Source organism: Phenylobacterium sp. (assembly GCF_041916435.1).
GTDB lineage: Bacteria > Pseudomonadota > Alphaproteobacteria > Caulobacterales > Caulobacteraceae > Phenylobacterium.
In genome coordinates, this window is sequence record NZ_JAYRZM010000004.1 from 266148 (window position 1) to 279558 (window position 13411).

Below are 13411 nucleotides of genomic sequence, written 5' to 3' on the forward strand. Positions count from 1 at the left end.
AAGGGGCCCCGTCCATGAGCCGATCGAACGCCGCGCCGCCGCGCGCGCCGGAGTTGACGGCGTGAGCCTGGCCGTCGCCGCCTTCCTGTGGCTCACCGCCTTCGTCACGGCCACCCTGTCCGGCGTCTTCGGCATGGCCGGCGGACTGGTGCTGATGGGCGCGCTGGCGCTGGTCCTGCCGGTCTCGGTCGCCTTCGTCACCCACGGCCTGCTGCAGGTGGTGGCCAACGGCTGGCGCGCGGTGCTGCACGCGCGCCACGTGCGCTGGTCGATCGTGGGGCTGTATGCGATCGCCTCGCTGGCCGCCGGCGTGGTCGTCGCCCTGATCGCCTACACACCCTCCAAGCCGGTGCTCTACCTGCTGATGGGGCTGGTGCCGGGCCTGTTGTGGCTGCCGCGCGAGACCTTGCGGCTGGACGCGGCCCGGCCGGCCCATGCCCTGGTCTCGGGCTTCCTGGTCACCTCGCTGAACCTCACGGCCGGGGTCGCCGGCCCGCTGCTCGACATCTTCTTCATCCGCACCGAGCTGACGCGCCATACGATCGTCGCCACCAAGGCCGCCACCCAGGTGTTCAGCCACCTGGCCAAGATCGTCGTCTACGGCGCGCCGCTGATCGCCGCGAAAGGCGCCGAGCTGCCGCCGTGGTGGATGTTCGCCCTTGCCGTTCCGCTGTCGATGGCCGGCACGGTGGTCGGCGGGCGGATCCTGGCGCGGATGAGCGACGTGAACTTCAAGCGCTGGACCCGCTGGATCGTCTCCGCGATCGGCCTGATCTATCTGGTGCAGGCCGCCCAGCTCTTCCTGGCCGGCTGAAGGCAAAAAAAGAGCCGCGGCCGGATCGGCGCGGCTCAAGGCCAAATTGGGAGGAAACGCCCACATGGGGCGCACGCACAAATAGGTGGCGCGGGAAGCTGTGCAAGAGGTGTATGCGTCGATTGCAGACGATTTTTCGCACGCCGATGAACCTGACCGCCAAGACCCTGGAAAACGCCTGGCTGCGGCTGGAGCCGCTGGAGGAGCGCCATCGCGAGGGCCTGCGGGCCGCCTGCGCGGCGGACCCGGACATCTGGGCCGAGCTCTATCCGTACTCGATGGTCGGACCGCACTTCGATCTCGTCTGGGACAAGCGCTTCAAGATCGACCGCGCGCGGGGCGCGGCCATCCAGTTCGCCGTGATGGCGGAGGACCGCTGCGTCGGCATCACCACTTTCGGCGCGATCAGCCCGGAGAACGCCTCGGCCAACCTGGGCGGCACCTACTACCACCCCGATTTTCGCGGCGGCGTCGTCAATCCGGCGGCCAAGCGGCTGATGCTCGGCCACGCCTTCGACTGCGGCGCGCGCCGGGTGGAGCTGACCGTGGACGCGCTGAACCAGCGCAGCCGCGCGGCCGTGCTGAAGCTGGGCGCGGTGCAGGAAGGGATCCTGCGCCAGGACCGCGTCGTCTGGACCGGCCGCGTGCGCGACACGGTGGTGTTCTCGGTGCTGAAGGACGAGTGGCCAGCCGTGCGCGATCGCCTCGACGCCCGGCTGGCCGCGTTCGCCGCCTAGGCGCTGGCCGCCGTGCGCTCGGGCGCGGCCGGGAAGAACACCTGGTCGGCGTGCTCGGCGACCTCCTGGGCCGTGTAGGGCCGGCCCGGCGAAAAGCCGTCGGTCTGCATCATCTTGATCTCGCGCACGCCGCGGGCGGAGACGCCCAGCACCTTGCCGGTGTGATCGGCGGCGAGGTCGGAGACCATGTAGAGCACGCCCGGCGCCACGTTCTCGGGCAGGCTCAGCGGATCGGGCTCGCGGCCCTGGCGGCCGGGCAGGTCCGAGGTCATGCGCGTATAGGCCCCCGGCGCCAGGGCCATGACGCGGATTCCGTACTTGCGCCCCTCGATCGAGAGCACGCGCATGAAGCCGTAGATGCCGGCCTTGGCCGCGCCATAGTTCGACTGGCCGAAGTTGCCGTAGAGGCCCGAGGTGGACGAGGTCATCACGATCACGCCGGGCCGGCCGTTGTCCTTCAGCCATTTCCACACCGGCATGGTGCAGCAGTAGGTGCCCTTCAGGTGCACCTTCACCACCAGGTCCCAATCCTGCTCGGAGGTGTTGGCGAAGGTCTTGTCGCGCAGGATGCCGGCGTTGCAGACGAGGATGTCCACCTGGCCGAAATTGTCCAAGGCGGTCTTCAGGATGTTCTCGCCGCCGGCCATGGTCGACACGTCGTCGCCGTTGGCCACGGCCCGGCCGCCGGCCGCGACGATCTCGTCCACCACCTTCTGCGCGGCGGAGGACGAGCCCGAGCCCGATCCGTCGCGCGCCCCGCCCAGGTCGTTGACCACCACGGCCGCGCCTTCCTTGGCGAACAGCCTGGCGTAGGCCTCGCCCAGCCCGCCGCCGGCGCCGGTGATGATGGCGACCTTTCCGTCCAGCAGTCCCATGTCACGTCTCCCTAATGTTCTAATCTATGGGAGCCATTGTTGGGCCGGGGGCGCCGCCAGGGCAAGGTCGTGGCGGCGCTAGCCGCCTAGGTTCCGCTTCCGGACGCGGCCGACGCCTTGCCGCGCCGCGCGCGGAAGAAGCCGCGCAGCAGCTCGCCGCTTTCCTCGGCCAGCACGCCGCCGGTCACCTCCGGCCGCCAGTGGCAGGTGGGCTGCTCGAAGAAGCGCGGGCCGTGGACCACCGCCCCGCCCTTGGGGTCCTCCGCGCCGAACACCAGCCGGCCGATCCGCGCGTGGCTGATGGCGCCGGCGCACATGGCGCAGGGTTCCAGCGTGACCGCCAGGGTCAGGCCCGTCAGGCGGTAGTTGCCCAGCTTCCTGGCCGCCTCGCGCAGGGCGACGATCTCGGCGTGGGCCGTGGGATCGTGTGCGCCGATCGGGCCGTTGGCGCCCACCGCGATCACCTCGCCGGTGGACGGATCGACCACGGCCGCGCCCACGGGCGTCTCGCCGCGCGCGGCGGCGTCTTGCGCCGCTTCGAGGGCGATGCGCATGGTGCGAAGATCATGGTCCACGATCCCCAACGAACCGACACCGACGCATCTGGTCAAGCCGAACGCGTGGCGAAGGCCCTCGCCCGCGCGGGCGTGGCCTCGCGCCGCGAGGTCGAGCGGCTGATCGAGGCCGGCCGCGTGGCGCTGAACGGCCAGGTGCTGACCACGCCCGCGGTCAAGGTCGAGCCCGGCGACATCCTGACCGTGGACGGCGAGGTGGTGAACGAGGCCGAGCCCGCGCGCCTGTTCCGCTTCCACAAGCCGGTGGGCCTGGTGACGACGCACAAGGACCCCCAGGGCCGGCCCACCGTGTTCGACGCCCTGCCCGAGGGCCTGCCCCGGCTGATCTCCATCGGCCGGCTGGACCTGAACACCGAGGGGCTCTTGCTGCTGACCAACGACGGGGGCCTGGCCCGCGCCCTGGAGATGCCCTCCAACGGCGTGATCCGCCGCTACCGCGCCCGCGCGCGAGGGAGAATCACCCAGGATCGCCTGGACCGGCTGAAGGACGGGATCACCGTCGAGGGCGTGCGCTACGGCGCCATCGACGCCAAGCTCGACAAGGCCAAGGAAGGCCCGCAGGGCGCGAACCTGTGGCTCACCCTGACCCTGGCAGAGGGCAAGAACCGCGAGGTGCGCCGGGTGCTGGAGGCGCTGGGGCTGAAGGTGAACCGGCTGATCCGCCTGTCCTACGGCCCCTTCGCCCTGGGAACCCTGGAGAGCGGACAGATCGAGGAGGTGGGCCCGCGGGTGATCCGCGAGCAGCTCGCCCAGCACATCGCCCCGGAGAACCTGCCCAGGGGCGACCGGCCCCAGTTCGTCATGAAGGCGCCGGCGGGCAAGTCGCGCCGCGCCCCCGCCGAGCCGGAGCGCCAGGCCGAAACCCAGGCGCGCGCGCCGCGCGAGGGCGAGGCGCGCAAGAAGGTCTACAAGGCCGGCTGGGCCAAGGCCAAGGCGCCGAACCCGGCCAAGCACGCCAAGACCGGCGCGCGCAAGAAGCCGTCGACCAAGGCGGTGATCGGCCCCGGCGCGGCTACAGGGACTGGATCTCGGCCGGCGTCCGCGCGGCCCGCAGGGCCTCGCGGGCCGAAGCCGTCCGCATCACCTCGAGGAAAGACCGGCGCTCGTCCGCAAGGCCCTCGGCCAGGGGGCGGTCGAGGGCCGCGCGGGTGAGGCGCTTGGCGTAGGCGATCCCCTCGGCCGGCCGCGACGCGAACTCGGCGGCGATCTGAAGCGCCCGCGCCAGCGGATCGGCGGCGGTCTCGTGCACCAGGCCGAGCTCGCCGGCCCGGGCCCCGTTCACCGTCAGTCCACGGAGGATCATCTCCAGCGCCTTGGCCTCGCCGATCACGCGGGCCAGCCGCTGGGTGCCGCCGCCGCCGGGGAAGATGCCGATGCGGGTCTCCGGCAGGCCGATCGCCTCGACGCTTGGGCTGGCGATGCGCAGGTCGCAGGCCAGCGTCAGCTCGAAGCCGCCGCCCATGCAAAGCCCATTGATCGCCGCGATCACCGGCTTGGGCGCAGCGGCGATCAGGTCGGTCAGGTCCAGGAAGCCCGGACCGCGCGCCGACGCCTCGCCGCCGGCCGCCGGGGCGGGCGCGCCCAGCCGGTCGCTCATGGCGGACAGCTCGGTCACGTCGTAGTGGCGGATGAAGATTCCCGGCAGGCCGCCGGTGACGACGATGCAGCGCACGGCCGGGTCCTCGGCCGCCGCCGCCATCGCCGCATGCATCTCGGCGGCGCCCGGCGCGGTCATGGTCCCGAACGGCGGATTGGCGTAGGTCAGGATCGCCGCCCCGCCTTCATGCGCCACGCTCACCAGGCTCATCGGTCGTCCTCCCGTCGTCTCGTTGCGGCGGACCTTGGAACGCCGGCTGCGGCGCGGCAAGGTCGGCGGCGATTCGAGGAGGCCAAGGTTGCGCATCGTTTCCGGCGACTTTCGCGGCAAGACGCTGATCACTCCGCCCGGCGCCGGCACGCGCCCCACCTCCGACCGCGCCCGCCAGGCGATCTTCAACATCCTGGAGCACGCCCCCTGGTCCGAAGGCGTGCGCGACAGGCGGGTGATCGACCTGTTCGCCGGGTCCGGCGCCCTGGGCTTCGAGGCCCTCTCGCGCGGGGCGGCCTTCTGCCTGTTCGTCGAGACCGACGAGGCCGCGCGCGGGGCGATCCGCGAGAACGTCGACGCCATGGGCCTGTTCGGCCGCACGCGAGTGCACCGGCGAGACGCGACCTCGCTGGGCGTGCGGCCAGGCGCGGACGGGCCGGCCTTCGACCTGGCGTTCCTGGATCCGCCCTACGCCAAGGGCCTGGGCGAGACGGCGCTGGAGCGGCTGGCGGCCGGCGGCTGGCTGGCGCCCGGCGCGGTGGTGGTCTTCGAGCGCGGCTCGAGCGAGCCCGAGTTCGAAGTCGCCGGCTATGAGATGCTGGACGCGCGCGACTACGGCGCCGCGCGCGTCCACTTCCTGCGCTTCTCACCAGCCGCGGCTTGAGACGCGGTTGTCGAGCTGGCTGCGCAGGTTGACCAGCCCCTCGCGGGTGATCTGGTAGGGGCCGCCGCCCCGGCTGGCGATCAGTCGCTTCTTCTTCAGGCTCTTGAAGACGGCGAGGTCGCAATCGCTCAGGCGCCAGCCCTCGCGGGTGACGCATTCGGCGGCGATGGCGGCGCCCTTCTCATTGCGTTCGATGACGATATGGCCGCCCTGGGCGAGGGCGTGCAGCGTGCGCTGCTGAGGCTTGGAGATGTTCAAAGGATGGTCCGGCTTCAGGCATGACACGACGCGCCCGCGAAGGCGCGCGGACGGGGCAGGGCCTAAAGCCGTGGGAAGCAGAGACTCCGGTTCGGCGGTTAGGCCCGGGTCTCGCGCGCAATCTCTGACATCGACGCCTCTCTGGTCGGACCTTCCGAACTTATGGCGAAGCTGCGCCGACGGGAAGGGGCGTCCATGTCGCGGCTAAACCTGCGGAATAAATGGCTAAATTCAAACATGACGATTATATGACAGTATATGCAGGTATTGATCGAGCATTTCGGCGCGCATCCGAAGTAAGCTTCACTATCCATTAGGAGCGGCTGGTCTACAGAGCGGGCAGCAGGGGATCCCATGACCGCCACGCTCTTCGATCTCGCCCAGTCGATCGCGCCGATCGCGCCCGACACGTTAGGCCAGACCGTTTACGACCGCTTCCAGGCCGAGCCGGACGCCCTGGCTCTGGCGGTCGTGGACCATGAGGGCCGGCCCCTGGCCCTGGTGGAGCGCAACGGGTTCTTCATCGCCATGGCCGGGCGCTACGGCCGCGCGCTCTACGCCGAGCGGCCCATCTCGCTGCTGATGAGCCGCGATCCGCTGGTGGTGGAGGGCCACTGCACGGTCGCCGAGTTCTGCGGCCAGGCCCTGGCCGAGCGGCCGTCGGAGCTGCTGCGCGGCTTCATCGTCACCGAGGGCGGACGCTACGCCGGCGTGGCCAGCGCGCTCAGCCTGCTGCAGGCGACCAACGAAGCCAACCGCGCCCACGCCGAGGAAATGACGCGCCTGGCCGAGACCCTCGACGCGGCGACGCGCGAGGCGCAGTCGGCGCTGGCGGCCAAGTCGCAGTTCCTGGCCGTGATGAGCCACGAGATCCGCACGCCGCTGAACGGGGTGCTGGCGGTAGCCGACATCCTGGAGCACAAGCTCGCCCAGCCGGAGTTGGCGCCCTACGTCCACACGATCCAGGATTCCGGCCAGACGCTGCTGCGCCTGCTCACCGACGCGCTGGACCTGTCCCGCGCCGAAGCCGGCCGCCTGGAGCTGAGCGAGGAGCCGTTCGGCCTGACGAGCCTGCTGCGCGACGTCGCCGCCCTGTGGGCCGCCCGCGCCGAGCAGAAGAGCCTGGCGCTGAACTTCACCTACGAGGGCGACCCGGACCAGTGGGTGCTGGGCGACGCCGTGCGCATCAAGCAGCTCTTCAACAACCTGATCGGCAACGCCCTGAAGTTCACCCGCGAGGGCGGGATCGAGGTGCGCCTGTCCGCCTGGCGCGAGGACATGCACGTCGCCATCGAGGGCGAAGTGGCCGACAGCGGCGTCGGCGTGCCCGAAGAGCTCCTCTCCACCATCTTCCAGCCGTTCAGCCAGACCGAGGCCGGCCAGCGCCAGGGCGGCGCCGGCCTGGGGCTTTCCATCTGCCGCCAGATCGCCGAGCTGATGGGCGGGACCGTAGCGGCGCGGGCCAATCCCGGCGGCGGGACGGTGTTCAGCTTCGCCTTCACCCTGTTCGACGTGCCCGCGCCCAAGACCGGCCCGCGGGAGATCGAGACCACGTCGCTTGAGGGCGCCGCCCAGGCCGACCTGCGGATCCTCATCGCCGACGACAACGCCACCAACCGGCTGGTGGCCGAAACCCTTTGCGGCATGTTCGGCTGCGCCTGCGAGAGCGTGGAGGACGGCGAGCAGGCCGTGGAGGCGGCGCGCACCGGCCGCTTCGACCTGATCCTGATGGACGTGAAGATGCCCAACCTCGACGGGGTCGAGGCCACCCGGCGCATCCGCGCCCTGCCGGGCGATCCCGCCTCCGTGCCGATCCTGGCGCTCACCGCCAACGCCGATCCCTGGGACGCGGCCAGCTACCTGGCCCAGGGCATGGACGGGGTCGTCGAAAAGCCGATCAAGGCCGAGCGCCTGCTGGAGGCGATGAACGCCGCCCTGGCCACGGGGCGCCGGGCGGCGGTGGCGGCCTAGGCGCTAGGGCTCGAACAGGTCCGGCTCGCCGCCCGTCGCGGGCTTGGGCGGCTCGGCCAGGCCCAGGTGCGCATAGGCCTTGGCGCAGGCGACGCGGCCGCGCGGCGTGCGCTGGATGAAGCCCTGCTGCATCAGATAGGGCTCGATCACGTCCTCCACCGCATCACGCGCCTCGGCGATGGCGTAGGCCAGGGTCTCCACCCCGGCCGGCCCGCCCGCGTAGTTTTCGATCAGGGCGCGCAGGTAGCGGCGGTCCAGGCTGTCCAGGCCCGCCTCGTCCACCTCCAGCCGCGCCAGCGCGCGGGCGGCGGCCTGGCGGTCGATCACGGCCGCCCCGTCGGCGGCGGCGAAGTCGCGCACGCGGCGCAGCAGGCGGCCGGCCACCCGCGGCGTGCCGCGCGAGCGGGCGGCGATCTCGGCCGCGCCCTCGACCGCCAGCTCCACGCCCATGCGCGAGGCGCCGTGCGCCAGCACCCGCTGCAACTCGGCCGGGGTGTAGAACTCCAGGCGGATGGGAATGCCGAAGCGGTCGCGCAGCGGCGTGGCCAGCAGCCCCGCCCGGGTGGTGGCCGCCACCAGGGTGAACGGCGCCAGGTCGATGCGGATGGAGCGGGCCGAAGGGCCCTCGCCGATCACCAGGTCGAGGACGTGGTCCTCCATCGCCGGATAGAGGATCTCCTCCACGTTCGACGCCAGCCGGTGGATCTCGTCGATGAAGAGGACGTCGTTGGGCTCCAGGTTGGTCAGGATCGCCGCCAGGTCGCCGGCCTTGGCCAGCACCGGCCCGGACGTCGCGCGGAAGTTCACGCCCAGCTCGCGGGCGACGATCTGGGCCAGGGTGGTCTTGCCCAGCCCCGGCGGGCCGAACAGCAGCACGTGGTCCAGCGCTTCGCCGCGGTTGCGGGCGGCCTCGATGAAGACGCGCAGATTGGCCTTGGACTGTTCCTGGCCGACGAACTCGGCCAGCGTTTGCGGCCGCATCGCCCGGTCGGAGCCCTCGAAGGGCGCGCTCTCGCCGGACACCAGCCGGGTCATCGGCCGAGCTCCTGCAGGCCGGCCTTGATCAGGGCCTGCACGTCAGCGTCCTCGCCCAGGCGCGTGGCGGCGTGCTCGACCACCCGGCGGGCGTTCACCTCGGCCACGCCCAGGCCCATCAGGGCGGCCACCGCGTCGCCGGAGGCCGAGGGCTTGGCGACTTCGGCGGGGACCGGCGTCGGATGGAAGGCGGTGACGGGCCCGTCGGTGATCGGCTTGCCCTTCAGTTCGGTGACGATGCGCAGGGCCAGCTTGGGCCCCACGCCCTGGGCGCGGGCCACGGCGGCCTTGTCCTCGCGAGCCACGGCGGCGGCGAGGTCGGCCGGGGAGAGCACGTCCAGCACGGCCAGGGCCGCCTTCGGCCCCACCCCCTGGATCGCCTGCAAGAGCACGAAGGCGCTCCGCTCGGCCCGGTCGAGGAAGCCGTAGAGCCTGGGGCCGGACGCCTCGGACCACTGGTGCTCGACATGGACGAGCGTCTCCTCGCCGACGGCCGGCAGGCGCGAGAGCGTGCGCGCGCCGCAGCGCACGACGTAGCCCACGCCCATCACGTCGATGAGGGCCTCCTCCTCGCCGACCTCGGCGACCGCGCCGCGCAGACGGCCGATCACGCCACGCGCCCCATGTGGCGGGCCTTGCGGGCGTGCGCGTGGGCGATGGCCACGGCGAGCGCGTCGGCGGCGTCGGCGGTGGTCTGGCCGGCGGTCGGCAGCAGGCGGCGGATCATGAAGCCCACCTGGTCCTTGTCGGCCCCGCCGGTGCCCACCACGGCCTTCTTGACCACGGTGGCGGCGTATTCGGCCACCGGCAGGCCGGCGCGGGCGGGGGCGATCAGGGCGGCGGCCCGCGCATGGCCCAGCTTCAGCGCCGAGGCGGCGTTGTTGTTCATGAAGGTCTCCTCCACGGCCGCCTCGTCAGGGCCGTGGGCCTCGATCACCTCGCCGATCGCCTCGAACAGCACGAGCAGGCGCTCAGCGAAGGGCGCGGCCGCGTCGGGCGCGATCACCCCGTGGGCCACGTGCGACAGCCGCGCGCCGTCCACGGCGATCACGCCCCAGCCGGTGCGGCGAAGGCCCGGGTCGAGACCGAGGATGCGTAGGGGAGCAGAGGGAATCACTGACCGTTCGTCATCTGTTCCAGGTAGGGGTACAGGAAGGCGGCGACGAGGTTAAGTCTTCGTTGAAGTCCCGCTTAGCCCCAGAAGTGGAAGGCCTGCCATCCGGCCTGCACCGCATGCAGCGGCACGCCCACGGCCTCGGCGATGCTCCCGGCCGCGGCGAAGAGCAGGCCGGCCGCGCCGGGCAGGAAGAAGAGGGCGGCCAGGAAGGCCAGGGCGGCGATCCCCACGAACCGCGCCAGGGCGCCGGCGATCGCCTCCGGCAGGAAGGGGCGGATCACGCCGTAGCCGTCGAGACCGGGGATCGGCATCAGGTTCAGCACCAGGGCGGTGGCCTGGAGAAAGGCCAGGAACGCCAGGGCCGCGTAGAGGTCGAGGCTCGTCGCGGCTGTCGCCGCCATGATCCGCGTGAGGATCAGCAGCGCCACGAAGGTGCCCAGCGGTCCGGCCAGCGACGAGGCCGAGCGCCACAGCCGTCCGCGCATCAGGTCCTCGCGCAGATAGACCGCCCCGCCGGGAAAGCCGAAGCCGCCGAGGGCCAGGGCGATCAGGGGGATGACGATAGAGACGCCCAGGTCGGTGTAGCGGCGCGGATCGAAGGTCAGATAGCCCTTGGCGAGCACCGTGTGGTCGCCGGCCAGATAGCCCACGGCCGCGTGGCCGAATTCATGGAGCGCCACGGCCAGCACCCAGCCGACCATCACGAAGGCGAAGGTCAGCACGCCGCCGAACTGGGGAACGCGCGCCAGGGCGACGCCGAGGGCGAGCCAGAGGATGAGCAGGGCGGGGCCGGCGAGATTGGGCGAAGCGGGCGCGGTCTGGCGTGACGGGTCCAAGAAACCTCTCGTCGTGGAAGCGGCCGGGCGCAGGTTGCGATGGCGCCGGGGCGGGAATTCACCCCCTATGTGCGCAGGCGCAAGCTTGAGAACAAGGATGGCGCAGATGCCCGCCACGACGAACCACACCACTGTCGAGAAACTGAATCACGCCAACCTCGGCAAGTTGCCCGAGCACATCGGCCTGACCATCACCGAGGTGGAGGACGGCCGCGTGGTGGGCCGCTTCCCCGTGCGGCCCGACCTGGTGGCCCACACCGGCTTCCTCTTGGCCGGCTCGGTGCTCTCCATCGCCGACATCCTGTGCGCCTACGGCGTCTCCACCGTCTGGCCGGAAGGCGCGAGCGGCTTCACCACGGCCGAGGTGAAGTGCAACTTCGTGGGCACCCTGCGCGAGGGCCTGGTGGAGGTGGAGGCCAAGCTGCTGCACGGCGGGCGCACGACCCAGGTGTGGGACGCCTGGGCGCGCAACGCCGAGTCCGGCAAGCTGATGGCCGCCTTCCGCTGCACCCAGGTGATCCTCTATCCGCGCTAGATGTTGCGGGGGGCGACGTCGAAGGACAGCACGCGCGGGTCGTCGGCCAGCTTTCGCGCCAGCATCTGGGTCGCGCCGCGAGCCGGGCCGCGCAGGGTCGTGCAGAGCTCGACCTCCTGGCCCCCTTCCAGGAGGCGGAAGCCCATCGCCTCGGGATGCAGGTGCAGGCCGCCGACCAGGGCGCGCACCTCCTCCTCGTCCATGGCCTCGGCCCGGCGGTAGCGGACGACGAGCTCGATGTGAATCTGCTGGGGCAGGAAGGCCGCGCCGATGCGCAGCAGCACCAGGATGACCAGGGCCGCCGCCACGCCGCTGACCGCCAGGCCGTAGAGCCCCACGCCGAACACCACGCCCAGCGCCGCCGTCACCCACAGGGATGCGGCCGTGGTCAGGCCGTGGATGGAGAGGCCCTGGCGGAAGATCACGCCGGCGCAGAGGAAGCCCACGCCGGTCAGGATGCCGTGCGCCATGCGGGTGGGATCGATCCGCATGGTCTCCGGCGCGAAGTGGCCGAGCCATTGCTCCTGGTGGGTGGCGGCCAGCATCAGCAGGGCCGCGCCCAGGCTGACCAGGATGTGAGTGCGGAAACCGGCGGCGTGGCCGCGGTATTCCCGCTCCAGCCCGATCAGCGCGCCGGCGACCACTGCGCCCAGGATCGGCAGGCCGTAGGTGGTCATCCAGTCGTGGAACATCGGCTCCGTCTCCCGCCCAGGGGGAGCCGAGGCTAGCGCGCGCCGCGGCCGCCGTCAGGCGTCGAGTTTCGCCAGGTCTTCGTCGGAGATGTCGTAGTTGCCGTAGACGTTCTGGACGTCGTCGTCGTCTTCCAGGGCGTCGATCAGCTTCATCAGCGTGGGGACATGGTCGCTGTCCACTGGCGTCAGGGTCTTCGGCCGCCAGGCGATGGTGGCCGACTTGGCCTCGCCGAGCGCCGTCTCCAGCGCCTGGGCCACTTCCGACAGGGCCTCGAAGGCGGTGTAGATGGTGTGGGCGTCCTCGTCGGACTCCACGTCCTCGGCGCCGGCCTCGATGGCCGCCTCCATCACCGCATCTTCCGAACCGGCCGAAGCCGGATAGGTGATCTGGCCCACCCGGTCGAACATGAACGAGACCGCGCCGGTCTCGCCCAGGTTGCCGCCGTTCTTGGCGAAGATCGAGCGTACGTTGGACGCCGCGCGGTTGCGGTTGTCGGTCAACACCTCGACGATCACGCCCACGCCGCCGGGGCCGAAGCCCTCGTAGCGGATCTCGTCATAGCTTTCGCCGTCGCCGCCCGCGGCCTTCTTGATGGCGCGGTCGATGTTGTCCTTGGGCATGGACTCGGCCTTGGCGTTGGCAACCGCCAGGCGCAGGCGCGCGTTCATCGCCGGGTCCGGCATGCCCGACTTGGCGGCGACCGTGATCTCGCGGGACAGCTTGGAGAAGAGCTTGGACCGCACGGCGTCGGCGCGGCCCTTGCGGTGCATGATGTTCTTGAATTTTGAGTGTCCAGCCATGTCGCTCGATCGGGCAGGTCTATAGGATTGGGCTGCGCTTCTAGCGTCAGGCCGCCAGAAAGGCCAGATGTGGGGCGCAAGGACAGGCAGAGTGAGCACGCGGCGATGTGGCCCGACCTGAAAGAAACGCCGATCGAGGACTATGAGTACGCCGTGGCCGGCGCCGACGGACCGTCGCGCGCCCCCCGCGTCTTCCATCTATCGCCCGCCGTCCTCGGATCGATGCTGGGGGCGGCCTTCGTGCTGGGCGTGGCGGCCGGCTGGTTCGTCGCGACGCTCGACGAGGATTGAGCTGACCGGCGGCCTCCGCCGGGCTCAGGCCGCGACGTCGACGATCGCGCCCTTCTGGTCCTTTTGGTCGCCCTCGACCTTCTCCTTGATCATCTCCTTGATCTTTTCCTCGACGAGGGCGCGCTTCTTGGGGTCCATGGCCTTCAGGTCGTCCTCGGTGAGGCCGAGGCTGTTCAGCATCGCGGCGCGCATCTTCTCGGCCGGGCTCATCCGGGCGTACTCGAGGAAAGCTTCCTTGGGAGATTTCTTGCCGACGGCCGATTCGACCCCGGCGTTCGCGCCATAGGCCGCGGACGCCCCTGTGCTCGATCCAACGCCGCCGAATGAAAACACCGCTTGCCCCCCTGGCCGATGAACGCCCGTCCCTTGCAGGGACCGTGCGCGCCGTGGCCGGCGGAAAAGC

The 13411-nt window shown here is 71.2% G+C and carries 17 protein-coding genes and 1 pseudogene; 7 read left to right on the plus strand and 11 right to left on the minus strand.

The window, feature by feature from the left end; translation table 11 throughout:
* The first annotated feature begins 61 nt into the window (after positions 1–61).
* The gene (locus ACE3TA_RS12760; protein ID WP_374574214.1) at positions 62–814 is read left to right on the plus strand and encodes a TSUP family transporter; all 753 of its coding nucleotides are present in this window, start codon (positions 62–64) and stop codon (positions 812–814) included.
* A 122-nt stretch (positions 815–936) separates the two neighbouring features.
* Entirely contained in the window at positions 937–1551 is a 615-nt protein-coding gene (locus ACE3TA_RS12765; RefSeq protein ID WP_374574216.1) for a GNAT family N-acetyltransferase, read from the plus strand.
* On the opposite strand, the gene ACE3TA_RS12770 is transcribed toward ACE3TA_RS12765, so the two are convergent.
* Both ACE3TA_RS12770 and tadA read right to left on the minus strand, forming a co-directional pair.
* Entirely contained in the window at positions 1548–2426 is an 879-nt protein-coding gene (locus tag ACE3TA_RS12770) for an SDR family NAD(P)-dependent oxidoreductase (RefSeq protein WP_374574218.1), read from the minus strand. The two genes, ACE3TA_RS12765 and ACE3TA_RS12770, sit on opposite strands and share 4 nt — an antisense overlap.
* Positions 2427–2512: 86 nt before the next feature.
* Positions 2513–2980 carry a tRNA adenosine(34) deaminase TadA gene (gene tadA, locus ACE3TA_RS12775; protein WP_374574816.1) on the minus strand — a complete coding sequence of 156 codons (468 nt, stop codon included), beginning with the start codon at positions 2978–2980 and terminating at the stop codon, positions 2513–2515.
* Positions 2981–3046: 66 nt separating this feature from the next.
* Here tadA and ACE3TA_RS12780 point away from each other — a divergent pair, with 66 nt between their 5' ends.
* Positions 3047–4153 carry a pseudouridine synthase gene (locus tag ACE3TA_RS12780; RefSeq protein ID WP_374574220.1) on the plus strand — a complete coding sequence of 369 codons (1107 nt, stop codon included), beginning with the start codon at positions 3047–3049 and terminating at the stop codon, positions 4151–4153.
* Here ACE3TA_RS12780 and ACE3TA_RS12785 read toward each other — a convergent pair.
* Positions 4110–5000, minus strand: a pseudogene (locus tag ACE3TA_RS12785) (enoyl-CoA hydratase/isomerase family protein); the annotation flags it as partial. The gene ACE3TA_RS12780 and the pseudogene ACE3TA_RS12785 overlap by 44 nt on opposite strands.
* Here ACE3TA_RS12785 and rsmD point away from each other — a divergent pair.
* A complete protein-coding gene (gene rsmD / locus ACE3TA_RS12790) occupies positions 4897–5472 on the plus strand; it encodes a 16S rRNA (guanine(966)-N(2))-methyltransferase RsmD (protein ID WP_374574222.1) in 576 nt (191 codons plus the stop codon). The pseudogene ACE3TA_RS12785 and the gene rsmD overlap by 104 nt on opposite strands.
* Here the strand turns inward: rsmD and ACE3TA_RS12795 are convergent.
* Positions 5455–5730 carry a YjhX family toxin gene (locus ACE3TA_RS12795; protein ID WP_374574224.1) on the minus strand — a complete coding sequence of 92 codons (276 nt, stop codon included), beginning with the start codon at positions 5728–5730 and terminating at the stop codon, positions 5455–5457. The two genes, rsmD and ACE3TA_RS12795, sit on opposite strands and share 18 nt — an antisense overlap.
* 354 nt (positions 5731–6084) lie before the next feature.
* Between ACE3TA_RS12795 and ACE3TA_RS12800 the strand changes: the two genes are divergently transcribed.
* Positions 6085–7701, plus strand: coding sequence for an ATP-binding protein (locus ACE3TA_RS12800; protein WP_374574226.1), 1617 nt, complete (start codon positions 6085–6087; stop codon positions 7699–7701).
* A gap of 3 nt (positions 7702–7704) precedes the next feature.
* On the opposite strand, the gene ruvB is transcribed toward ACE3TA_RS12800, so the two are convergent.
* The 4 genes from ruvB to ACE3TA_RS12820 all read right to left on the minus strand — a co-directional run bounded on the left by ruvB (position 7705) and on the right by ACE3TA_RS12820 (position 10689).
* A complete protein-coding gene (gene ruvB / locus ACE3TA_RS12805; protein WP_374574228.1) occupies positions 7705–8736 on the minus strand; it encodes a Holliday junction branch migration DNA helicase RuvB in 1032 nt (343 codons plus the stop codon).
* Positions 8733–9347: a Holliday junction branch migration protein RuvA gene (gene ruvA, locus ACE3TA_RS12810; protein WP_374574230.1), complete on the minus strand. Its 615-nt coding sequence runs from the start codon at positions 9345–9347 to the stop codon at positions 8733–8735. Before ruvA ends, ruvB begins: the two co-directional genes overlap by 4 nt.
* Entirely contained in the window at positions 9344–9853 is a 510-nt protein-coding gene (gene ruvC / locus ACE3TA_RS12815; protein WP_374574232.1) for a crossover junction endodeoxyribonuclease RuvC, read from the minus strand. The genes ruvA and ruvC overlap by 4 nt, the downstream gene beginning before the upstream one ends.
* 74 nt (positions 9854–9927) lie before the next feature.
* Entirely contained in the window at positions 9928–10689 is a 762-nt protein-coding gene (locus ACE3TA_RS12820; protein WP_374574234.1) for a site-2 protease family protein, read from the minus strand.
* Positions 10690–10795: 106 nt separating this feature from the next.
* On the opposite strand from ACE3TA_RS12820, the gene ACE3TA_RS12825 reads away from it, so the two are divergent.
* Positions 10796–11224 (plus strand): PaaI family thioesterase, encoded by a 429-nt coding sequence (locus ACE3TA_RS12825; protein WP_374574236.1) that lies wholly within the window; start codon positions 10796–10798, stop codon positions 11222–11224.
* Here ACE3TA_RS12825 and ACE3TA_RS12830 read toward each other — a convergent pair.
* Complete coding sequence (locus ACE3TA_RS12830) at positions 11221–11916, minus strand: MgtC/SapB family protein (RefSeq protein WP_374574238.1); 696 nt, start codon at positions 11914–11916, stop codon at positions 11221–11223. The two genes, ACE3TA_RS12825 and ACE3TA_RS12830, sit on opposite strands and share 4 nt — an antisense overlap.
* A gap of 54 nt (positions 11917–11970) precedes the next feature.
* Entirely contained in the window at positions 11971–12717 is a 747-nt protein-coding gene (locus ACE3TA_RS12835) for a YebC/PmpR family DNA-binding transcriptional regulator (protein ID WP_374574240.1), read from the minus strand.
* Positions 12718–12822: 105 nt separating this feature from the next.
* On the opposite strand from ACE3TA_RS12835, the gene ACE3TA_RS12840 reads away from it, so the two are divergent.
* Positions 12823–13008: a hypothetical protein gene (locus ACE3TA_RS12840; protein WP_374574242.1), complete on the plus strand. Its 186-nt coding sequence runs from the start codon at positions 12823–12825 to the stop codon at positions 13006–13008.
* Between the two features lie 24 nt (positions 13009–13032).
* On the opposite strand, the gene ACE3TA_RS12845 is transcribed toward ACE3TA_RS12840, so the two are convergent.
* Complete coding sequence (locus ACE3TA_RS12845) at positions 13033–13341, minus strand: hypothetical protein (protein ID WP_374574244.1); 309 nt, start codon at positions 13339–13341, stop codon at positions 13033–13035.
* Positions 13342–13411: the final 70 nt, after the last annotated feature.